Below are 22,460 nucleotides of genomic sequence, written 5' to 3'. Positions count from 1 at the left end.
ACACCTCTTATCATGCAGAACGCATAGAAACCACTTATTCTTGGAAATTTATGAGGTCTTCGAAAGAAGTCTAGAAGTTTTGTTTAATTGGAGCTATAATGTTCTCGACTCCGCTCGAACCCTATTAAAGAGATAAGTTTCTATCTGCATTACACACGACTACTGTCATTTCGACGTAAGGAAAAATCTTTTCATTTAGGAATACCCTAGTTTTAGATGAGATTCTTCACTGCGTATCTGGATGACAAAAAAATAGATGTATTATAATATGGAAGACTTACTCCAAAACATCAAAATCATAAATCTTTCTATCCAAAAGATGAGAAGGTGATACATTTTGAAGGGCATTCATCATTACCGAGCTTCTATCTGGAAAATCACTTTCCCAATCGGCAATCATTTGTTTTACTTTTTTGCGTTGTAAGTTTTCCTGTGAACCACATAAGTTACAAGGGATAATGGGGAAATTCATATGCTCCGAATACACCTCGATATCACTTTCTTTACATAAAGCTAAAGGTCGTAGCACCAGCAAATCACCAGCATCATTTTTAAACTTTGGAGGCATCGTTTCAAGCTTTCCAGCAAAAAAGAAATTTAGTAAAAAGGTTTCAATAATATCATTTCTATGATGCCCTAAAGCCAGTTTATTACAACCTAAATCTTTGGCAGCTTCATAAAGCGTACCGCGCCTTAATCTTGAACAGAGGCTACATGTGGTTTTTCCTTCAGGAGTTTTTTCCATGACCACCTTATAGGTGTTTTTTTCGATGATTTTATAGGCAACACCTAATTGTTCGAGGTAGTTTGGCAATACTTCTTCAGGGAAACCAGGTTGTTTTTGGTCTAAGTTAACAGCTATAATTTCAAATGAAATCGGTGCTACTTTTTGGAAATGTAATAACATGTTTAGCAAAGTATAACTATCCTTTCCTCCAGAAAGACAAACCATAATACGATCACCCTCTTCAAGTAGGCTAAATTGTTTAATGGCTTCGCCTACGGCACGATGTAGTTTTTTAGTAACCTGTTCTATATTTTCCATGCCTGCAAAAATATTATATAATCACAAGAAAAAACCAATTTTAACAGGAAAGAATAGCCTCTCGGGTGTGGCATTTTAATATGATTTGTTTTCAACAATACTTTACTACATTTGATAATATCATAATTAAATAGTTAATGGACTTTTTAGAGGTGCTTCATAAAGTAAGTCAGCATAGTTTAGGCGTTTTAGGCGACCATTTGATTCCTAAAAAATACGCTTTACTGGATTTGTCTGAATCCAATAAAAGCTTATTAAAGGTTGATGTGTCTTGTTCATTAAAATTTGGAAATTTCGTAGATCACTATTTACAGCAACATGAGGCTAATGTGGCTTTTGGTGGCTATTTAGAACAAAGAAGCCTTTATCGACGCAGTATACATTTTAATAATCCTAGTGAGTTAGAGCGGAATATTCATTTAGGAGTTGATTTATGGAGCCCGGTCGATACACCTATTTATGCGCCATTAGAGGGTGTTATACATAGTTTTAAAAATAACATACATTTTGGTGATTATGGACCAACTATCATCTTGAAGCATGAGTATTTGGGGGTAGCGTTTTACACTTTATATGGGCATTTAAGTTTGTCTTCTCTAGAAGATAAACAAGTTGGCCAGTATATTGAAAAAGGAGCGGTAATTGGTGCTCTTGGAGATGCTTCGGTAAACGGTGATTATCCACCTCATTTACATTTTCAAGTTATAAAAGATATTCAAAATTATTATGGCGATTACCCTGGAGTTTGCTCTAGATTGGAACTTAGCTTTTATAGAACGAACTGCCCTAATCCATTTTCCATGTTGAAGATAGATTATTAAAAAATATTTTTTTCACCGCTTTTTTATTTATCTTTAGTAGTAATGTATAACCTTATAACATTTTTATTATGAGAAAAATAAATGTAATTATCGGAATAAAACAAATTATGGTGAAGGTGCTAGCTTTTTGCATTTTCGCAAGCTGTTTAGCTGTTTCTAGTGCACATGCTCAGGGCATAAAAAAAGAAGTAGTAAAGTTTGAAGAAGGTAAATTTAGTACAATCATTGAAAATAGTCTAAAAGGAGAACAAACTGTTGATTATACGGTTAATGTGAAGAAAGGGCAGTCTTTAAATGTAAGTATGGCTACAGATAATACCGCAAATTATTTTAATATCATGGAACCAGAAGAAGAGTATGTCGCTATTTTTAACGGCTCGGTTGAGGACAATATGTTTGAGGATGAGTTGCAAGAGACTGGTGATTATACAATTCGTGTTTATTTAATGCGTAGCGCAGCAAGACGAAATGAAAAAGCAAATTATAAATTAGAGATTATTGTAAGTAACCCAGGACAAGAAGATTAAAGTATTTTGGTTAGAATCAGTTTTTATGATTTTAATGAAATAAAAATCCCGATAGAATATTCTATCGGGATTTTTTAATTTTCTAAAGTCACCTTGATAAGGCTACTATTTTATTCTTGAGTTAAAACCCATTCGCCTTTGGCTAATAAAGGTTCTGCTTGTTTGAATTTCATGGTTTTGTTTTCACCATTCATAACATTTTTGATAGTCACACGATCGTTACGACCAATTTTAGGAGCAGAACGTACAACGGTTTCAATAACCTCTTGTTGGCGTTGGGTATTTCCTGCCGCTCTACTTTGTGCAGAACGCTCGTCTAAATTAGGAATTTCCTCTTTTTGGGTTTGCAAGTTTTCCTTAGTAGCAGGTTGTTGTCTTGCTTCCTGAATGGTATTTTGAGTTTCTTGAGGTAATTCGCCTTTAAATAAGAATGAAATGACATCTTTATTCACTTGGTCAATCATACCTTTGAATAGCTCAAAAGCTTCAAACTTATAAATTAGTAAAGGATCTTTTTGTTCGTGAACGGCTAATTGCACCGATTGTTTCAACTCATCCATTTTACGTAAATGAGTTTTCCAAGAATCGTCGATTATGGCTAAAGCAATATTCTTCTCAAAATCGGTAATTAATTGTTTTCCATTTGTTTCATAAGCTTTTTCAAGGTCAGTAACCACGTTTAAACTTTTAATACCATCTGTAAACGGTACCACGATACGTTTAAACTTATCACGTTGTGTTTCGTATACATTTTTAATTACAGGGAAGGCCATATCAGCATTACGCGTCATTTTTTCCTTATAATGCTTGAAAGCCGCATGGTACACTTTAGAAGTGATTTCTTGAGCTGAAAGTTTAGCAAATTCATCTTCAGAAATAGGTGCGCTCATTGAGAAATAACGAATCAATTCAAATTCGAAATTCTTATAATCATTAGCGTTTTTGTTTCCTTCAGCAATGCCTTCTGAAGTATCAAAAAGCATATTGGCGATATCTACACGTAGACGCTCACCGTGTAAAGCGTGGTGACGGCGTTTGTAAACCACCTCACGTTGCGCGTTCATAACATCATCATATTCTAATAAACGCTTACGAACACCAAAGTTGTTTTCTTCTACCTTCTTCTGTGCGTTTTCAATAGATTTTGAAATCCAAGAATGCTGAATCACTTCACCTTCTTTTAATCCCATTTTATCCATCATCTTCGCGATACGCTCAGAACCGAATAAACGCATCAAGTTATCTTCTAAAGAGACATAAAATTGAGAGCTTCCTGGATCTCCTTGACGACCAGCACGACCACGTAACTGTCTGTCAACACGACGTGAATCATGACGCTCAGTACCAACAATGGCTAAACCACCTGCTTTTTTAACTTCATCAGATAATTTAATATCGGTACCACGACCCGCCATATTTGTTGCGATTGTTACTTGGCCAGCGTTACCAGCTTCAGCAACAATATCAGCTTCACGTTTATGTTGTTTCGCGTTTAATACGTTATGAGGAATTTTTCTAATGCTAAGCATTTTTCCTAATAACTCACTAATTTCTACTGAAGTTGTACCAATTAAAACAGGACGTCCTGCTTTAGACATTTCGGTAACCTCATCAATTACAGCGTTGTATTTTTCACGTTTCGTTTTGAAAACTAAATCATCTCTATCATCACGAGCAATAGGACGGTTGGTTGGAATTTCAACCACATCTAATTTATAGATTTCCCAGAACTCTCCAGCCTCGGTAACCGCAGTACCGGTCATACCAGAAAGTTTACGGTACATTCTAAAGTAATTTTGAAGCGTTACCGTAGCAAACGTTTGAGTAGCATCTTCAATTTTTACATTTTCTTTAGCCTCAATCGCTTGGTGGAGTCCGTCACTATAACGACGACCATCCATAATACGACCCGTTTGTTCATCAACAATCATCACTTTATTCTCCATGACCACATATTGTGTGTCTTTTTCGAATAAAGCATAAGCTTTTAATAATTGATTTAATGTATGAATACGTTCAGACTTCACACCAAAATCTTTATATAAATCTTCTTTAAGCGTCGCTTCTTCTTCAGCAGAAAGACCTTGTTTTTCAATCTTAGCGATTTCTAAACCAATTTCAGGTAAGATGAAAAAGTCTGGATTGTCTTTTCCTGAAATGTAATCAACACCTTTATCGGTTAATTCAACCTGGTTGTTTTTTTCTTCAATCACATAGTACAATTCGGCATCAATCTTTGGCATTTCGCGATTGTTGTCCTGCATGTAAAAGTTTTCTGTTTTCTGAAGTAGTTGCTTAATACCATCTTCAGATAAGAACTTAATAAGCGCTTTATTTTTAGGAATACCACGGTAAACACGTAGTAATTGGAAAGCACCTTCTTTAGTATCACCTTCTTTGATGAGTTTCTTAGCTTCAGCTAAAACACCAGTTAAATATTTACGTTGAACAGAAACAATATCGTCAACCTTTGGTTTTAATTCATTGAATTCATGGTGATCACCTTTAGGGATTGGTCCAGAGATAATTAATGGTGTACGGGCATCATCAACTAAAACAGAATCGACCTCATCGACAATAGCATAGTTATGTGGACGTTGCACCAAATCTTCAGGAGCATGTGCCATGTTATCACGTAAGTAATCGAAGCCAAACTCATTGTTGGTACCATAAGTAATATCGGCGTTATAGGCTTTTCTTCGGGCTTCAGAATTTGGTCTGTGGTAGTCAATACAATCAACACTTAGTCCGTGAAACTGAAAAATAGGGGCCATCCAAGCGCTATCACGTTTTGCTAAGTAATCATTTACAGTTACTAAGTGCACACCGTTTCCAGCTAAGGCATTTAAGTAAACAGGTAATGTTGCAACTAAGGTTTTACCTTCACCTGTTTGCATTTCTGCAATTTTACCTTGATGCATCGCAATACCACCAATAAGCTGTACATCGTAGTGAATCATATCCCAAGTAATGGCTTTTCCAGCAGCGTCCCAAGAGTTTGCCCAAACAGCTTTGTCGTCTTGTAAAACCACATAATCGTTTTCACTAGAAATTAATCTATCAAATTCGTTAGCAGTAACTGGAATAGAGGTGTTGTGAACAAAACGTTTTGCTGTTTCTTTGACCACAGCAAAGGCTTCGGGAAGAATGTCATTTAAAACCTCTTGAGTCACGGCATAGGCATCATCCTTAAGCTTGTCGATGTCTAGGTAGATATCCTCACGTTTATCAATGTCTTCAGTGTTTTCAGCTTCTAAAGTCAGACTTTCTATTTTGGCATCAATGTCTTTCTTCGCCTCGGCAATTTTGGCTTGAAATTCAGCTGTTTTAGCCCTTAATTCATCATGTGATAGGGCTTCTAAAGCAGCTTCAAAGCTTTTTATTTGAGACACTATTGGTGTGATGGCTTTGACATCTTGTTTAGACTTATCGCCAACAAATACTTTTAATACAGAATTTAAAAAATTCATGAGAGTTATTTTATATGTTACACCTCACGGCGTAAGGTTTTTGTAATATGTTTTTTGGTTCTTTAGTATGCGTATTTAGTGCTTCCAAAGATACATCTTGTTTAAAGATTTGGACAAAAAAAAAGCCTCAAATTGAGACTTTTTAACTATTATTTATGCGTTTATCTAATATTCATCCTCATTCCAAAGGTAATCTTCATCAGTAGGATAGTCAGACCAGATTTCTTCAATAGAGTCATAAGAGTCTCCTTCATCTTCAATAGATTGTAAATTTTCCACTACTTCTAACGGTGCTCCCGTTCTAATAGCGTAATCTATAAGTTCATCTTTAGTTGCTGGCCAAGGTGCATCACTTAAATAAGAAGCTAATTCTAAAGTCCAATACATTTCTTACGTGTTTAATTTTGTGCAAAAATAAATTTTTAGTTTAAATAGACAAGAAAAAAAACAATTATTTCACATTCTTTAAATTTACTATTAAAGAAATCTTGAAAATGGATACTTTCTAATAACCATGGCATGGCATTAGTTTAAAAAATCTCTATGAAAAGAATCTCTACATTTCACGGGAGTTTTTAAAACGCATTTTATCAATAATTACAAGAACGTACTTTTGTTATTTAAACCTTTAAATGAATTTACTCCTCACTTTTTTCAGGAATCCATTTAATTTCTTCGGCTCGCATATCATAAGACAACTTCCGTGCCAACACAAAAAGATAGTCAGACAAACGATTGAGGTAGATTAAGGCGTTTGCTTCAAAGGGTTCAATTTCATTGAGTTGTGAGGCTAAACGTTCGGCTCTGCGACATACACAACGTGCAATGTGACAGAATGACACAGACTGGTTTCCGCCAGGTAAAATAAAATGCGTCATTTCTGGTAAGGCTGCGTTCATGAGATCCATTTCGTGCTCTAAGCGTTCAATGTCGGTATCAGAAATTTTAGAAATATTTAAGCGTGATTTGCCGTTCTTTAATGTGGCTTTTTCAGGATCTGTTGCTAAAATGGCTCCAAGGGTAAACAAACGGTCTTGAATACGGATGATCAGATCTATATAATCTTGATGAATGGGTTGATCACGAATTAAACCCAAATAAGAGTTTAGTTCGTCTACCGTACCGTAACTTTCTATGCGAATATGATGTTTGGGTACTCGTGTACCTCCAAATAATGCGGTTGTGCCTTTATCTCCTGTTTTTGTGTAAATCTTCATTTTATGGCGTTCTGTTAATTGATTTTTTAACTTATGGTTGGTAATATACTAATAAGTTTAAAGTAATTAGAAATGTAGAAAATGATTTTTGAATATCATGTAAGCGTTGTATACACTAGGTTTAACCTTAATTTTATGTTTTCTTTAACATATATGTTATATTTTCGCGCTTTACAAACCATACAACAACGATTTATGAAAAAAATTACTTTACTACTATTGATTATTGTATCACCGTATTTGATGCAAGGTCAGTCATTTAATGGTTTTTTAACCGATAACTACAGTGGTGTGAATAGTGTTATTGCTAACCCCGCTAATATTACCGATTCCCGATTTAAAACAGATATAAATCTTGTGGGAGTTAGTGCTTTTGGATGCAATGACTATGCAGGTATCAATGTTTTAGACGCTACAAAAAGTGGATATGATTTTGAGGACAGTGCTAAACTTTATCCAACAGATAATAACAATGCCCTAGTAAATACCGATATCATGGGGCCTGCATTCATGTTCAATATAAATAAAAATAGCTCTTTAGCTGTGTTTACCCGTTCTAGAGCCTTTGTTACTGCTCATAATGTTAATGGGGAACTGATTGACAATTTTGAAGGTGATAACAATGAAGACGTAAGCTTTGATGATGGTGGTTTAATTACAACAGGCCATGGTTGGGGTGAGTTAGGTGTGACTTATGCTCGTGTGATTATTGATGATAGAACGAAGTTTTTAAAAGGAGGTCTTACTGTTAAATATCTTCAAGGAGCGGGTAGCGCTCATATAAATGGAGATAATATTAGCGTTGATCTAGATGTTGATGGGTATGGACCAGATACTGCAAGCATATCAACTACGGGTGATTTAACCTATGCTGTTTTTGATGCTTCTGTAGATGAAGATGGTTATGAATATGAACTTCCTAAAGCTACTGGAGTTGGTTTTGACTTAGGTTTTGTGTACGAATGGCGTCCAGATTACCCAAAATATCAAAAGACAAATAGTAATGGTGATACTTATTATGTTAAAGACAAAAATAAGTACAAGCTTAAATTAGGGCTTTCCATTACAGATATTGGAAGTATTAACTATAAAGACGGTATTGAAGAAACTTATAACATCAATCAAACAGATGTTAACGTATAAGATCTTGAAGATGATTTTGATAATGCAGATAGTTTTGAAGACTTTTTGAGTACTTATTATACATTAGTCGATTCAAGAAGTGGTTATAAAGTAAGCTTACCAACAGCACTTCATTTTAATGCAGATTGGAGTTTTACTAATCATTTATATGTGAATTTAAACACCGATTTGTCTTTAGTTTCAAAAGAGAAAGTAGGGGCTACTCGTGTTGCGAATACCTTGTCATTAACGCCTCGTTTTGAGAGTAAATGGTTTAGTTTTTATTTACCTATGGGTATTGTGCAGTATAGTGGTTTTCAAGCCGGTGCAGGATTAAGATTAGGGCCATTATATCTAGGTTCTGGTTCTGTGTTAAGTGCTTTGGTTAGTGATAATACTAAGGCTGCCGATGTTTATGCTGGTTTAAAAATTCCTATTTATCAAGGTGAAGCTAAAGATAGAGATGGCGATGGTGTGATTGATAAGTTAGATGCTTGCCCTAAAGAGGTTGGTCCAGAAGAAAATAACGGATGCCCATGGGGTGACGCTGATGCTGATGGTGTTTTAGATAACGAAGATAAATGTCCTAATGAAGCAGGTCCAACGGAAAATGGAGGATGTCCTTGGGGAGATTCAGACAACGATGGTATTTTAGATAATGAAGACGCTTGTCCAAATATAGCTGGGCCACTAGAAAATAAAGGTTGCCCTTGGGGAGATGCTGATAATGATACCGTTTTAGATAACGTTGATCAATGTCCTGATGTAGCTGGAACAGTTGAAAATAACGGTTGTCCTGCTCCTGCTCCAAAAGTAACTGAAGCAGTCTTAAATACTTTAAGCGCTTATGCAAAAACGATTTTATTTAATAATGGGAAGTCAACTTTAAAAGATGCTTCTAAAGCAGTTTTAGATAATATTGTTGAAGTCTTACAGGAATATCCTGATGCACATTTCACTATTAATGGTTATACTGATAGTTCTGGTTCTGAAGCTTTAAATCAGAGGTTATCAGAAGATAGAGCGAGTACGGTAATGACTTACTTAATTGAGAATGGAGTGAGTTCATCACGTTTATCACATAAAGGTTATGGAGAATCTAACCCAATTGATGATAACTCTACGGCAGCAGGTAGAAGAAACAACAGACGTGTTGAAGTGGTTTTAGTGAAGCAATAATCACGTTTATATAATTTTTAAAAGGTCTGTAATGCTTAAGGTGTTACAGACCTTTTTTATATTCTGAATGATTTAAAATGTACTTGTGCTATCGTTTTAAATTTAATATACGCTGTAATAAAGTAGGGTGAGAGTAATGCATAAAAACATAAGCAGGATGCGGTGTTAGGTTACTCAAACTATTTTTTGATAGTTTTTTTAGTGATGTTATCAATGGCTCAGCCTTAAAAGTGTTTTTAGCGTAGTCATCTGCTTGGTATTCAAATTTTCTAGAAAATAGGTTCATAATTAAACCTGTCACTTCTGAAATCGGCGCGTAGAGTAAGCCAAAAGCAATCAATCCAATATGAAAACTAGGAATTTCAACACCTAAAGCATTTGATAATAATGGATTTGAAATAAACAGGGATAAAATATAAAGCGTTACTCCAGTAAGTAGAATAGAAGCACATAAATTGAAAATGATATGCTTCTTTTTATAATGGCCAACTTCATGGGCTAAAACGGCAACGATTTCATCTTCGTCTAAATCATTGATTAAAGTGTCATAAAGCGTCACACGTTTTTCACTTCCAAAACCTGAAAAATAAGCATTGGCTTTGGTGCTCCTTTTAGAACCATCAATAACAAAAATTTTATCCAACTTGAAACCAACTGTTTCCGCGTATTTAGAAATGTTATCACGTAAACTCCCAACCTCTAAAGGTGTTTGTTTGTTGAATAATGGTACAATGAGTTTGGAGTAAAACATATTCATAAACAAGGAGAAAACAGCAACTAAAGCCCAGGCGTATAACCAAAATTGTGTTCCAGTGACTTGATAAAACCAGATAATTAAAGCCAATATACCGCCTCCAATAACTGCCATCATCAACCAACCTTTTAGTTTGTCTAAAAAGAAGACTTTTTTCGTTGTTTTATTAAATCCGAATTTTTCTTCAATCACAAAGGTACTATAGTAAGAAAAGGGTGTGGTCAAAATATCACTTCCAATCATAATAATTCCGAAGAAAATCAATGCGATTACAATAGGGTTGTCACTAAAACTGCGAGCTATATTATCTATATATTCAAAGCCGTCTAAAAACAGAAAACCTAAAGTAAGCACTAAAGAAAAAGTCGAAGTCATAATTTCAAACTTATAATTAGTTGCTTTATAATTTTGTGATTTTTGATATTCTTGAGCGTCGTAAACATCTTTTAATTCCTTCGGAAGGGTATCGTTATAATGTTTAGCGTTTAAAGCATCTAAAATTTTATCAACGATAAAACTGATGCTAATAATAGCAATAATAATATAGAAAAGGGCTTGAGAGGTCATTTATAGAGGTGTTGTTAGATGTAGATTTGATTAACTGTTTTTTATGTGATAAATTGACTATTGATGATGTAGAAATGAGGAATTGTTGATATGTTTTAATGGTATAAAAGCAAGGCTGAAGTTTTAATTTTGAAGTTTCCTTTTAACTAAAACCCCCGTTGTCGTTTAGCTTCAAACACTAAAATTCCAGCGGCTACTGATACATTCATAGAATCTATTTCACCTTGCATCGGGATGATGATGTTTTGGGTAGAATTTTTACGCCAAGCTTCACTTAAACCCGTGGCTTCTGTACCAACAACGAGCGCTGTTGCTTTTGTGAAATCCTGTGTGTGGTATGGTACCGAAGCTTGTAAGGCTGCACAGTAAATATTGACTTTATTGACTTTTAAGAAATCAATAATTTCAGTAGTGCTTCCTGAAGCGATGGTATTTGTGAATACACAACCAACACTCGATCGAATAATATTGGGATTGTATAAATCGGTTTTCGGGTTGGCTATAATGACAGCATCTACATGAGCGGCGTCTGCAGTTCTTAAGATCGCACCAATGTTTCCTGGTTTTTCAGGGGCTTCCGCAATTAAAATTAACGGGTTTTCTTTGTCGAAAGCTAAATTGGAGAGTTCTTGTGTTTTCGATTTTGCCACTGCTAAAACACCTTCAGTCGTTTCACGATAGGCTAATTTTTGATAAACCTCTTTTGAAATTTCAATGAGCTGTATGCCTTCCGAAGTAAACGCCTCTAATTGCTTTGCTGTAAACAATTCAGCATAAAACAAAATAGTTTCTAATTGAAATCCACCTTTTAGAGCCAAAGCGATTTCACGCGCTCCTTCAATTAAAAAAGTGCCTGTTTTTCTACGTTCACGGGACTTGTCTTTTAATTGTGAAAGCTGTTTTATAAGAGGATTCTGTATACTTGTTATTTCTTTCATAAAAGTGAGGCAAAAGTAATCGATTTTTATGTAATTAAATAGATCTTCGTTCGTCAAAACCTAAAACCATTTAAAATCACAAAATGAAAAATTTTATTTATTTGTTTATTGCTGTCTCTATGTTTTCTTGTAAAGATGCTAAAAAAGAAACAGTTGTAGCTCCAGAAACCACCAAAACTGAAGAGGTTGTTGAAAGTAATTACCCAGAAGCCTTAGAGAAAGTATTTGAAGCTCATGGCGGATTAGACCAATGGAAAAAGATGCGCTTTTTAGAGTTTAGCATGCAAAAAAATGGTGTTGATGAGGTGACTTCAACCGATTTATGGAACAGAAAATCTTTAGTAGAAACGCCAGATCATAAGCTTGGTTACGACGGAAAACAAGTTTGGTTACAAAATAAAGGAGACGCTGAATATAAAGGAAAACCTAAATTCTATTATAACTTAATGTCTTATTTCTACGCTATGCCTTTTATTTTGGCTGATGATGGCATTGTTTATGGTGATATTGAGCCTTTGGTTTTTGAAGGTAAAACATACCCAGGTATTAAAGTAGGCTACGAAAGTGGTGTAGGGGAGTCGCCAGAAGATGAATATGCACTCTACTACAACCCTGACACATATAAAATGGAGTGGTTAGGTTATACTGTTACGTTTTTTAGTCAAGAAAAAGCTAAAGAATGGCACTTTAGAAAATATAGTGAATGGGAAGAATTTAATGGCTTGTTATTGCCAAAAATTATTGTTAGGTATGAATACGAAAACAATTTACCAACAACAGTACATAGTGAAAACAACTTTTTTAATGTGAAATTAACCAAAGAACAAGCAAATCAGGATATTTTTGAAATGCCTGAAGATGCTCAGTTAGTTGAGTAAATTATAAGTTATTTTCTTCATAATAGTTAACTAAAAGCGCTACCACATAATTATAACTTTGCATCCCCTTGCTTTGTTTGTTCGCTTTTAAAAAACCATTATAAAAAGATTTAAAAAGAGGTTCGGCAGGATTTTGGTGTTTTTCCCAAAATTCACGAACCTCTTTGTAGTTTTTGAAGATTCCTGGGTTTACTGTTTTAGCCATAGTTTCGTATAAATCAGGATCTCGTCTGTAAATTTCATTTAAACAGAAACGTAACCCAAAAGTGTAGCCAGTATATCTGATATAAATATCATCATGCTTAATGGCAGCCATACTGCCTATGAAATTGGCTTCGTTTTCTGCAGCATAGCCTAGTTGATGGGCAATTTCATGAGTTGTGGTGGTTGATAATTTATAGATTGGAATTAAGCCATCAACTTGAGCTTCGTTTGTAAACGGATTCAAATACCCACTAAACCCCATGTAAGTGAGTGGATAGCTAAATAATGATTTCTTTACGCTTTTAGGATGATATTCTAAATGAGGGAACGTTTTTTTTAAGTTTTTGTAGCCCTCAGGAGCCATTGTAAGAATTTCAGATTTGCTAAAAGGCATATCTACTTTTAAACTATCGTTTTCTGTGATTTCTAGATGCACGGTATTAGACTTCTCAATTAATTTTTTAGTGAAAGCAATAAGCTGCTCTGTAGAATAGTCGTGCGAAAGGTTTAAGCTTTTATGTAAAGGTAAACGGTAGTAATTCAGTCCCCAAAATAAGTGAAAAACAAAGTAAAAGATAGACAAAGAAGCAAAAACATCAATAAACCAGTTTTTGGTATCTAGCCTTAAGCGTTTTCTGTTCAATATAAGCCAGCGGAGGCCAAAGACAATAGTGAATGCATAAATGAAATCACCAAATGAAAATGGTAACCAGCCTAAAACATATCGAAATAATTTTGAAACTATGGGATAGATGCCGTTGCTGTAATAACGTTCTACAAATTCAGGATAATTAGAAAGTATTCTAATGCCTATAATTTGCGGTATTAAAGTTAAGGCTAAAAGTGTTTTTTTGTTTTGGAGCATGATCAAAAATACTAAAAAAATGGAGTTATAAATTTTAGAATTCTGAAAGATTATAAGAAGGTTAAACTTTGTTAAATCTTAAAGAATCGGTTTATGATTTCAAGTTTAGGTGCGCGCATTTTTTCTATCTTTGATCGATAAAATAATTACAAGATGAGCACAGAAGTTAGACAATTAGAACCACAAGCCCTTTGGAATAAATTTGCAGATTTAAACGCCGTACCACGACCTTCAAAAAAGGAAGCGCGTGTTATTGCTTTCATGAAAAATTTCGGAGAAAACTTAGGCTTAGAAACTCTTGTTGATGAAGTTGGCAATGTGATTATTAAAAAGCCTGCAAGTTCAGGGATGGAAAACAGAACAACCATCGTGATGCAATCCCATTTAGATATGGTACATCAAAAAAATAACGATACCAATTTTGATTTCGACACGCAAGGGATTGAGATGTATGTGGATGGCGATTGGGTACGTGCTAAAGGCACTACTTTAGGAGCTGACAATGGACTTGGGGTTGCCACTATAATGGCGATTTTAGAAAGTGATACGATTCAACATCCTGCTATTGAAGCCTTGTTTACCATTGATGAAGAAACGGGAATGACAGGAGCTATGGGCCTAAAAGGTGGGTTGCTGTCTGGAGGCATCTTATTAAATTTAGATACCGAAGAAGATGATGAAATTGGTGTTGGTTGTGCCGGTGGTGTTGATGTGACTGCAACTCGAAACTACAATTTAGAAGAAACACCTGAGTTTAAAATCGGATATGAAATTACTGTAAAAGGACTTCAAGGCGGGCACTCAGGAATGCAAATTCATGAAGGTTTAGGAAATGCCAATAAAATCATGAACCGTGTATTGTTTGATGGTTTTGAGAATTTCGGATTGAGAATATCTGAAATAAATGGAGGAAGCCTACGTAATGCTATTCCTCGCGAAAGTCATGCTATTGTGGCTATTGATGCCATTCACGAAGGTGCTTTTATTATGGAAATGGCGCTTATCACCAATACCATACAAAAAGAACTTAAAACCATGGAGCCAGATTTGGTGATTGAGGTGGTGAAATGTGAAACACCTGAGCACATTATGGATTTAGGAGTGCAAGAAGGTTTAACACGTGCTATTTATGCTGCTGTTAATGGCGTATACCGAATGAGTGCTGATATTCCTGGATTGGTTGAAACCTCTAATAATATTGCACGAATTATTGTTAAAGATGGAGACATACATATTGGCTGCTTAACACGCTCTTCGGTAGAAAGCTCTAAAAATGACTTGGCAAATACGTTACGAGCAACTTTTGAATTAACGGGCTGTGAGGTTGAGGTTTCTGGTGATTATCCTGGTTGGACTCCAAATATGGATTCTGCAATTTTAAAAGTTATGGATAAAATTTATGAGAATTTAAATGGTGAAAAAGCTCATGTTGCTGCTTGCCACGCTGGTTTAGAGTGTGGTATTCTGGGGCAAAATTATCCAAACATGGATATGATTAGTTTCGGACCAACAATTAAAGGGGCGCACTCTCCAGATGAACGTGCTCAAATTTCTTCTGTTCAAAAATATTGGAAGTTTGTATTGGAAATTTTGAAGGAGATTCCTGTGCGTTAGTTTGTTTTTTAGGAGTTAAGGAGTTATGCGTAAAAATTTGATTTCATCAAATTTTTACGACTTTGCGGTTAAACGGTTAAACGATTCAACAAATCTACAAAATCAAGGAACCGGATCATACCCTGAACCGCCCCATGGGTGACAACTAAAAATACGTTTTATTGCCAGCCATCCACCTTTTAAAAATCCGTGTTTTGTTAAGGCCTCATTAGCGTAATGTGAACAAGTGGGTTGGTACCTACAGGTTGCGGGCGTTAATGGCGATATCAATGTTTGATACACTTTTATCAAAAACAAAAACGGTGCTATCAGTAGTTTTTTAAGCATTTTTTTATTCTTTCGAATTTAGGAAACTTCTTTAATTCCGTTTCGATATTCTGAACTCCTGCCGACCGCAGGCGGGTGTTTCAGAATCTCACCAAGTTGTGGGTGCTATGTTATGCGAACCTGAAATGAATTCAGGTTGACGTGAATTAGGCTGGAAATTAATTCACAGAAAACGAAGTCCCGTCTTTACCATCTTTAAGCTGAATACCAACTTCGGCTAATTCATCACGAATTTTATCAGATAAAGCAAAATCTTTGTTCGCTCTAGCTTCTTGTCTCAATTTGATTAAAACATCAACAGCTCCTGAAAGTTTATCAGTGCCAGAATTGCTATTTGCCGTGTTTTCTAAACCTAAAACTTCAAAAACAAAACTGTTTAAGGTGTCTTTCAGTAGGTTTAGGTCATCAGCAGTTAGTGTTTCTACACCTTCTTTAATTTGATTGATATATTTAGCGGCTTCAAATAAATGAGCGATTAAAATAGGTGAATTGAAATCGTCATTCATGGCATCGTAACATTTCTGTTTCCATGCTGAAATATCTAAAGAAGACGTTTTTGAGGCTTGTAGGTTGTTTAGAATATTAAGGGCCTCCATAAGACGATTAAAGCCTTTTTCACTGGCTAGTAAACCGTCATCAGTTAAATCTAGCACGCTGCGATAAGATGATTGCGCTATAAAGAAACGAATCACACTAGGTGCATAAGCTTTGCTAAAAAATTTGTTGTCTCCAGAAAGTAACTCGTCTGGATTTACCGTGTTTCCAGTAGATTTAGACATGCGTTGCCCGTTAAGCTCTAACATGTTGGCGTGCATCCAATAATTTACTGGTGATTTTCCTAGAGCAGCTTCATTTTGTGCAATCTCACATTCGTGGTGTGGAAATTTTAAATCCATACCGCCACCGTGAATATCAAATTGCTCACCAAGGTACTTGGTACTCATAGCGGTACACTCTAAATGCCATCCAGGGAAACCATCGCTCCATGGTGAAGGCCAGCGCATAATATGTTGCGGTTCGGCTTTTTTCCAAAGGGCGAAATCTTGCGGGTTTTTTTTATCACTTTGACCATCAAGCGCACGTGTATTGTGAATTAAATCATCAAGTTTACGCTTACTTAATTTACCATATTCGTTTGTTTCATTAAACTTATGAACATCAAAATAAACAGAACCGTTCACTTCGTAGGCAAAACCATTATCAATGATGTTTTTGATTAATTCAATTTGCTCAATAATATGTCCAGTAGCTGTAGGTTCAATACTTGGTGGTAAAAAGTTAAAGGTGTTTAGAATGTTATGAAAATCTACGGTGTAGCGTTGTACTACTTCCATAGGTTCAATTTGTTCTAAACGTGCTTTTTTCGTGATTTTATCTTCACCGGCATCAGCATCATTTTCTAAATGACCAGCATCGGTAATATTTCTAACGTAGCGTACTTTATAACCTAAATGCTTTAAGTAGCGAAAAATCATATCAAAAGACATAAAAGTCCTTACATTACCTAGGTGAACATTGCTGTAAACGGTAGGCCCACAAACATACATGCCAATATGGCCTTCGTTTATAGGTTTAAAGGTTTCTTTTTTTCCGCTTAGCGAATTGTAAATTTTGATAGGTTGGTCTTTATAAAGTTGCATAGTGGTTTAAGCGTATGTTGTGAGTCGTTTATGACTTAATAAAGTAAATTACAAAATGACTTTAAAACTTAGTATCGAGCTTGATGTAATCCAAAAATTCGCGACGTGTCGCCATGTCTTTGAATTTTCCTCCAAATTCTGAAGTCACCGTACTGCTTTCAATGTCTCTAATACCTCTAGAGTTTACGCAAAGGTGCTTCGCATCAATCACGCAAGCCACATCCTTTGTGTTTAAAACATCTTGAAGTTCTCTTACCACTTGAATGGTTAAACGCTCTTGTACTTGTGGTCGTTTTGCAAAGTAATCGACAATACGGTTCATTTTAGAGAGGCCAACAACGGTTCCGTTTGAAATGTATGCAATATGTGCTCTACCAACTATAGGTAGTAAGTGGTGCTCGCAGGTTGAATAAACGGTAATGTTCTTTTCAACAAGCATCTCACCATATTTGTATTTATTGTCGAAAGTTGAAGCGCTAGGCTTTTTGCTAGGGTCTAAGCCACCAAAAATTTCTTTAACAAACATTTTCGCAACACGGTTTGGCGTGCCACTTAAACTATCATCTGTTAAATCTAAACCTAAAGTTTCCATGATGTGACGCACATCATCTTTTATAATGTCTATTTTCTCTTCATTAGACAGTTTAAAAGCATCATTTCGCATTGGCGTATCTTCAGAAGTACCAATATGTTCTTCTCCTAAGGCGTCAAAATCGTCTAAATTACTATCAAATTTCATCTGTTAAAATCTATTATTTTTCAACAATCATAAAATTCATTCATTTGCTAGTTCTTTGTTTATAAGAGTGTTGCGTTTGAATGGTGTATGATTAATATTTCAAAAATTAGTTTGCAAAGGTAAGCAATTCCGTTTTGTTATACTTGATGTTGATGAATTATTAATTTTTTGTTTTAGTCTGAAAACGATTCAAATAATTACAGCAGTATTATTAATATATTTTTTCAGTTAAAAATCTCTAAATACTGAAGCCAATAGATAGTGTTACATTTTGATTTGTTCTATCGATTGAAGCGAAAGGTGAACCGCCACCATTTAGATTATAAAGATTGTTTTGGTATGACCTTGAAGCTTGGTCGTAAGTTAGGTCTAATCTCATGTTTCCGTAGTTATAGCCGATACCAGCGGAGAAGCCTTGTAACTCACTCATGACGTTATCATCTATATAGGGACTGTCTTCGTACCGGTAACCACCACGTAAACTCAATTGATTAACCACTCTAAATTCTGCACCAATACGATATGTTGAAACATGAGTTAAAGCGTTACTCATGTAAATGTTTTGATCAGCAAAATCAGGGTCGTGTGTTGGTTTAAATTCGGTGTTTCCAAAATTCTGATTAGAATAATCGAAACTTATTAGTCCGCGCTTTCCAATAATATAGGCCAAACTTCCTGTTATTTTCCCCGGACTTTGAAGTTGGTATCTTGGATATATATTTACAATGTGTGGATCAACCGTTTGAGATATGGTTGTTCCAGCATCATCTCTTACGGTATTGATGTATTGTGTCGTTTCTTCATCAATAGAATACCATGTAGGGGAGTCGTAAACAACGCCAGCTCTAAGGTTTTGAGTGATGTTAAAAATACCTCCCAATTGAAAAGAAAAACCAGCACCAGTTGTAAGTAGGCTGTTTTCAAAATCAATGTGATTTACTGTAGAACCTACATTGTTATTGTCTTCTATTAAAACGGTTGAGCGTTCATAATTGATAAAATGAGAGTTGAAGTTTACACCTAAAGAAAATTTATCTTCATATTGCGTTGAAAAATTAAAACTCATTTTGCCGTTATAGCCTGTTGCTAAATAAGTGTATTTATGATCGAAATCCCCAGAAGCAACATTAGAAAAATAAGTGGTGTTATCGTCATCGTCAAATTCTGGGTCTAATATAAAGGATTCATAACCTAAAAATGCTTGTTGATTTCCGTAACCAAAACTGTTTCCAATGGCTCTGTAGGCTTGGTCAATAGATTCGTTAGGTAATGTTGAAATATCGGCGAGTCTTTGCCCTTGAGCATAGTCATAAAAAAAGCTAGCGATAGAATTCGTGAAATTACCATCGTCATTGGTGTTGGTTCCTCTTGCTTGCCAGAAATCATTAAAGTTATTGGTGCGTTCGTAGTTAAGGGACATGGCAAATTTAGTCCAAGGCGAACTCGAATTTCTATTTACAAATATAAAAGCAGCACCCCCTTGATTAATTCCGAAACAAGATTCATCGGTGTTTGTCAGACCATTAAAATAACTTGTTTCGTTTTTTTTGTTGTTAAAGGTTCCGGTGAAGGAAATGTGACTGTTACTGAACACCGCAGAACCGGCTGGATTTAAACTTACAGCACTTAAATCACCGCCTAAAGCTCCAAATGCACCGCTCATGGCTCTAAATCGAGCAGTACCTTGAATTTCGTTTTGTGAATACCTCAAGGCATCAGTGATATCTTGGGCATATACGGTCGATAATGACAATGCGCTTATGAATAGGAAATATAACTTTTTCATGTGTATCGTATTAATTGTTTTAGGGAATTAAATAACCAAATAAATTGAGGTGATTATCAACTTATTTGGTTATGTTTTTTATGAGGTTTTAATATTAACGTCTTCTACCGCCTCCAGATGAAGAACCTCTGCTGCTACCTCCAGATGATCGCATTGATGATCCGCTAGATCGCGAACTTGAACTTGGTGTGTAACTTGAACTTTTTGATGAAGATCGGTTGTTGTTATAGTTTGAACTTGAACGACTTGTAGGCTGTTTATATACCGTACTCGTGCTTTTTCTAGTGTTAGAAGAAGCTGACCTTCTCGTTGAATTATTTGAAGGTGTATTTGATGTCGTTGTTCTTCTTGTTACTCCAGTTTGAGATGGGTTTCTATTAGTTGTATAACTTCTTCTAGTGGTTGTGCCTTGCGAATTTCTAGTCACGGTATTGCCACTGGTTCTTCTTGTGGTGTTGTATTTAGAAGTTGTTCCTCTATTGGTGCTTGCAGAACTACGACGTGTTGTGTTTCCAGCATTTACGTTGTTTCTTGAATAAGAGCTTCTTCGGTTATTGGCATAAGTGTTTCCATAACCTCTATAACTACCTCTTCTTGTGGCGCTATACGCTGAGTATCTGTTGTTGTAACGGTAATAACCACCACCGTAGTAAGGGTAGCCCCAACCGTATCCTGGGTAACCCCAGCCATAACCTGGATAGCCCCATGCATAACCAGGGTAGCCCCAACCGTATCCTGGATAGCCCCAGCCAGCGTAACCCCAGCCTCCATAACCGTAACCCCAACCAGCATAACCCCAGCCCCAGTTATTCCAACCATTATCAATATAATTAATGGTAACAGAGCTGTTGTTTTGGCCCCAGCCTGCATAACCTTCATAATTATCAACAATGGAATCATTTTCTGTATAAGCAGAGTTTTCGTATGAATCAATATCGGTAAAAATAGCAGGGTCTTCTATGAAGTTTTCAGATTCTATAGATTTGGTCTTGAAGTAATTCGTATAATAGTTATTATCATTAGGTGTTTCTTGGTATTGTTGTTGTGTTTGCGCTACAGATCCGGCATAAATCCCATCATTGCTCGCGCTAACATACTCGTAGGAACCACAAGAACTCAGTACTAGGAGTAAACCTAGGAGGCTTACTAATGGTGCTTTTCTCTGTAAGGATTTAATTAATTGCATATCTGTTTATTTTAATTGTTGAACATCACAAAAATAGTTAGTTTTGCTGAACTATTTTTATATTTAACAGAGGTACAACATTTGTGCCAAAAAAACGATATGAGCAAAAAACTTACTAGTAGAGCGCAAGATTATTCAAAATGGTATAACGAATTGGTTGTCAAGGCTGATCTAGCTGAGAATTCGGCAGTTAGGGGTTGTATGGTTATTAAGCCTTACGGTTATGCTATTTGGGAAAAGATGCAAGCAGAATTAGATCGTATGTTTAAAGAAACGGGGCATCAAAACGCTTACTTTCCTTTACTTGTACCTAAAAGCTTGTTTGAAGCTGAAGAAAAAAATGCAGAAGGTTTTGCAAAAGAATGTGCTGTTGTTACCCATTATAGATTACAAAATGACCCTGATAAACCAGGGAAGCTACGCGTAGATCCAGAAGCTAAATTGGAGGAGGAGCTGGTAGTAAGACCAACTAGTGAGGCGATTATCTGGAATACTTTTAGAGGATGGGTACAATCTTATAGAGATTTACCTTTATTAATAAACCAATGGGCTAATGTGGTACGTTGGGAAATGCGTACACGCTTATTTTTAAGAACAGCTGAGTTTTTGTGGCAAGAAGGTCATACAGCTCACGCGACTAAAAAAGAAGCCTTAGACGAAGCGGCGTTAATGAATAATGTCTATGCTACGTTTGCTGAGAAGTTTATGGCTATTCCTGTTATACAAGGATTAAAAACAGAAAGTGAACGTTTTGCTGGAGCTGATGAAACTTATTGTATTGAAGCCTTAATGCAAGATGGGAAAGCCTTACAGGCTGGAACATCACATTTCTTAGGTCAGAATTTTGCTAAAGCATTTGATGTTAAGTTCGCTAATAAAGAAGGAAAACAAGATCACGTCTGGGCAACGTCATGGGGTGTTTCTACGCGACTCATGGGGGCTTTGATTATGACACATAGTGATGATCACGGATTAGTGTTACCGCCAAGTTTAGCACCAAACCAAGTGGTTATTGTTCCTATATATAAGAGTGAAGAAGATTTAAATAACATCACGGAAGTCGCAAATAGCATTTTAACCGATTTAAGAGCGAAGCACATTACGGTTAAATTTGATAACCGTGATACACATAGGCCAGGAGCAAAATTTGCTCAGCATGAATTACAAGGTGTACCGTTACGAATTGCAATCGGGCCAAAAGATTTAGCTAATGGAACAGTAGAGCTTGCTCGTCGTGACACACTAAGCAAGCAAGTGGTTGATTTAAACAATTTAACCGAAACCATAGAAAACTTATTAAAGGAAATACAAGACACCTTATTTAATAAAGCTCTAGATTTTAGAGATAGTCATATTACAGAAGTTAATTCTTTTGAAGAATTTAAAGACGTTTTAGAAAATAAAACAGGTTTTATCTCGGCACACTGGGATGGTACAACAGAAACAGAAGATAAAATTAAGGAAATCACAAAGGCCACAATTAGGTGTGTTCCTTTAGAAGGACCAGTAGAACCAGGTGTATGCGTGTATTCAGGGAAACCTTCTGCACAACGTGTGTTATTCGCAAAAGCTTATTAATCA

18 protein-coding genes and 1 pseudogene are annotated in these 22,460 nt (G+C 35.7%); 7 read left to right on the top strand and 12 right to left on the bottom strand.

The window, feature by feature from the left end:
- Positions 1 to 277: 277 nt before the first annotated feature.
- Positions 278 to 1,045, bottom strand: a complete 768-nt coding sequence (ttcA, locus tag F6U93_RS03795) for a tRNA 2-thiocytidine(32) synthetase TtcA (protein WP_150936994.1) — start codon at positions 1,043 to 1,045, stop codon at positions 278 to 280.
- A 137-nt stretch (positions 1,046 to 1,182) separates the two neighbouring features.
- Here ttcA and F6U93_RS03790 point away from each other — a divergent pair, with 137 nt between their 5' ends.
- A complete protein-coding gene (locus F6U93_RS03790) occupies positions 1,183 to 1,866 on the top strand; it encodes a peptidoglycan DD-metalloendopeptidase family protein (RefSeq protein ID WP_150936993.1) in 684 nt (227 codons plus the stop codon).
- Between the two features lie 68 nt (positions 1,867 to 1,934).
- On the top strand, positions 1,935 to 2,393 hold the full coding sequence (locus F6U93_RS03785) for a DNA breaking-rejoining protein (RefSeq protein ID WP_150936992.1): 459 nt from the start codon (positions 1,935 to 1,937) through the stop codon (positions 2,391 to 2,393).
- A 110-nt stretch (positions 2,394 to 2,503) separates the two neighbouring features.
- Here the strand turns inward: F6U93_RS03785 and secA are convergent, their stop codons facing one another.
- The 3 genes from secA to F6U93_RS03770 all read right to left on the bottom strand — a co-directional run bounded on the left by secA (position 2,504) and on the right by F6U93_RS03770 (position 7,080).
- Positions 2,504 to 5,863: a preprotein translocase subunit SecA gene (gene secA, locus F6U93_RS03780; RefSeq protein WP_150936991.1), complete on the bottom strand. Its 3,360-nt coding sequence runs from the start codon at positions 5,861 to 5,863 to the stop codon at positions 2,504 to 2,506.
- 165 nt (positions 5,864 to 6,028) lie between these two features.
- Positions 6,029 to 6,250: a DUF2795 domain-containing protein gene (locus F6U93_RS03775; protein ID WP_019387375.1), complete on the bottom strand. Its 222-nt coding sequence runs from the start codon at positions 6,248 to 6,250 to the stop codon at positions 6,029 to 6,031.
- A 251-nt stretch (positions 6,251 to 6,501) separates the two neighbouring features.
- Positions 6,502 to 7,080: a cob(I)yrinic acid a,c-diamide adenosyltransferase gene (locus F6U93_RS03770; protein ID WP_150936989.1), complete on the bottom strand. Its 579-nt coding sequence runs from the start codon at positions 7,078 to 7,080 to the stop codon at positions 6,502 to 6,504.
- Between the two features lie 81 nt (positions 7,081 to 7,161).
- On the opposite strand from F6U93_RS03770, the pseudogene F6U93_RS14815 reads away from it, so the two are divergent.
- Together F6U93_RS14815 and F6U93_RS14810 are read left to right on the top strand one after the other, a co-directional pair.
- A pseudogene (locus F6U93_RS14815) lies at positions 7,162 to 8,553 on the top strand (DUF5723 family protein); the annotation flags it as partial.
- Between the two features lie 18 nt (positions 8,554 to 8,571).
- Positions 8,572 to 9,381: an OmpA family protein gene (locus F6U93_RS14810; RefSeq protein ID WP_225312549.1), complete on the top strand. Its 810-nt coding sequence runs from the start codon at positions 8,572 to 8,574 to the stop codon at positions 9,379 to 9,381.
- Positions 9,382 to 9,469: 88 nt separating this feature from the next.
- On the opposite strand, the gene F6U93_RS03760 is transcribed toward F6U93_RS14810, so the two are convergent.
- The gene (locus tag F6U93_RS03760; protein ID WP_150936987.1) at positions 9,470 to 10,702 is read right to left on the bottom strand and encodes a M48 family metallopeptidase; all 1,233 of its coding nucleotides are present in this window, start codon (positions 10,700 to 10,702) and stop codon (positions 9,470 to 9,472) included.
- 146 nt (positions 10,703 to 10,848) lie between these two features.
- Complete coding sequence (locus F6U93_RS03755; RefSeq protein ID WP_150936985.1) at positions 10,849 to 11,640, bottom strand: TrmH family RNA methyltransferase; 792 nt, start codon at positions 11,638 to 11,640, stop codon at positions 10,849 to 10,851.
- Between the two features lie 83 nt (positions 11,641 to 11,723).
- On the opposite strand from F6U93_RS03755, the gene F6U93_RS03750 reads away from it, so the two are divergent.
- Positions 11,724 to 12,518 carry a DUF6503 family protein gene (locus tag F6U93_RS03750; protein WP_150936983.1) on the top strand — a complete coding sequence of 265 codons (795 nt, stop codon included), beginning with the start codon at positions 11,724 to 11,726 and terminating at the stop codon, positions 12,516 to 12,518.
- A 1-nt stretch (position 12,519) separates the two neighbouring features.
- On the opposite strand, the gene F6U93_RS03745 is transcribed toward F6U93_RS03750, so the two are convergent.
- Complete coding sequence (locus F6U93_RS03745; protein ID WP_150936981.1) at positions 12,520 to 13,587, bottom strand: DUF3810 domain-containing protein; 1,068 nt, start codon at positions 13,585 to 13,587, stop codon at positions 12,520 to 12,522.
- Positions 13,588 to 13,740: 153 nt separating this feature from the next.
- Here F6U93_RS03745 and F6U93_RS03740 point away from each other — a divergent pair, with 153 nt between their 5' ends.
- The gene (locus F6U93_RS03740) at positions 13,741 to 15,201 is read left to right on the top strand and encodes an aminoacyl-histidine dipeptidase (RefSeq protein WP_150936979.1); all 1,461 of its coding nucleotides are present in this window, start codon (positions 13,741 to 13,743) and stop codon (positions 15,199 to 15,201) included.
- Between the two features lie 102 nt (positions 15,202 to 15,303).
- Here F6U93_RS03740 and yidD read toward each other — a convergent pair whose 3' ends face one another.
- From yidD to F6U93_RS03715, 5 genes are all read right to left on the bottom strand, one after another.
- Entirely contained in the window at positions 15,304 to 15,528 is a 225-nt protein-coding gene (gene yidD / locus F6U93_RS03735; protein WP_150936977.1) for a membrane protein insertion efficiency factor YidD, read from the bottom strand.
- A gap of 158 nt (positions 15,529 to 15,686) precedes the next feature.
- Positions 15,687 to 17,168, bottom strand: a complete 1,482-nt coding sequence (gene cysS / locus F6U93_RS03730) for a cysteine--tRNA ligase (protein WP_150936974.1) — start codon at positions 17,166 to 17,168, stop codon at positions 15,687 to 15,689.
- Positions 17,169 to 17,229: 61 nt separating this feature from the next.
- A complete protein-coding gene (gene folE / locus F6U93_RS03725; protein WP_150936972.1) occupies positions 17,230 to 17,907 on the bottom strand; it encodes a GTP cyclohydrolase I FolE in 678 nt (225 codons plus the stop codon).
- Between the two features lie 238 nt (positions 17,908 to 18,145).
- Positions 18,146 to 19,693 (bottom strand): OmpP1/FadL family transporter, encoded by a 1,548-nt coding sequence (locus F6U93_RS03720; RefSeq protein WP_150936970.1) that lies wholly within the window; start codon positions 19,691 to 19,693, stop codon positions 18,146 to 18,148.
- Between the two features lie 94 nt (positions 19,694 to 19,787).
- The gene (locus tag F6U93_RS03715) at positions 19,788 to 20,879 is read right to left on the bottom strand and encodes a hypothetical protein (RefSeq protein WP_150936968.1); all 1,092 of its coding nucleotides are present in this window, start codon (positions 20,877 to 20,879) and stop codon (positions 19,788 to 19,790) included.
- A gap of 99 nt (positions 20,880 to 20,978) precedes the next feature.
- Here F6U93_RS03715 and proS point away from each other — a divergent pair, with 99 nt between their 5' ends.
- Positions 20,979 to 22,457 (top strand): proline--tRNA ligase, encoded by a 1,479-nt coding sequence (gene proS / locus F6U93_RS03710; protein WP_150936966.1) that lies wholly within the window; start codon positions 20,979 to 20,981, stop codon positions 22,455 to 22,457.
- The last annotated feature ends 3 nt before the right edge of the window (positions 22,458 to 22,460 follow it).

It is taken from the genome of Pseudotamlana haliotis (genome assembly GCF_008806375.1).
In the GTDB taxonomy this organism is placed as follows: Bacteria; Bacteroidota; Bacteroidia; order Flavobacteriales; family Flavobacteriaceae; genus Pseudotamlana; species Pseudotamlana haliotis.
This window is presented reverse-complemented; position numbering and strand designations above follow the sequence as displayed.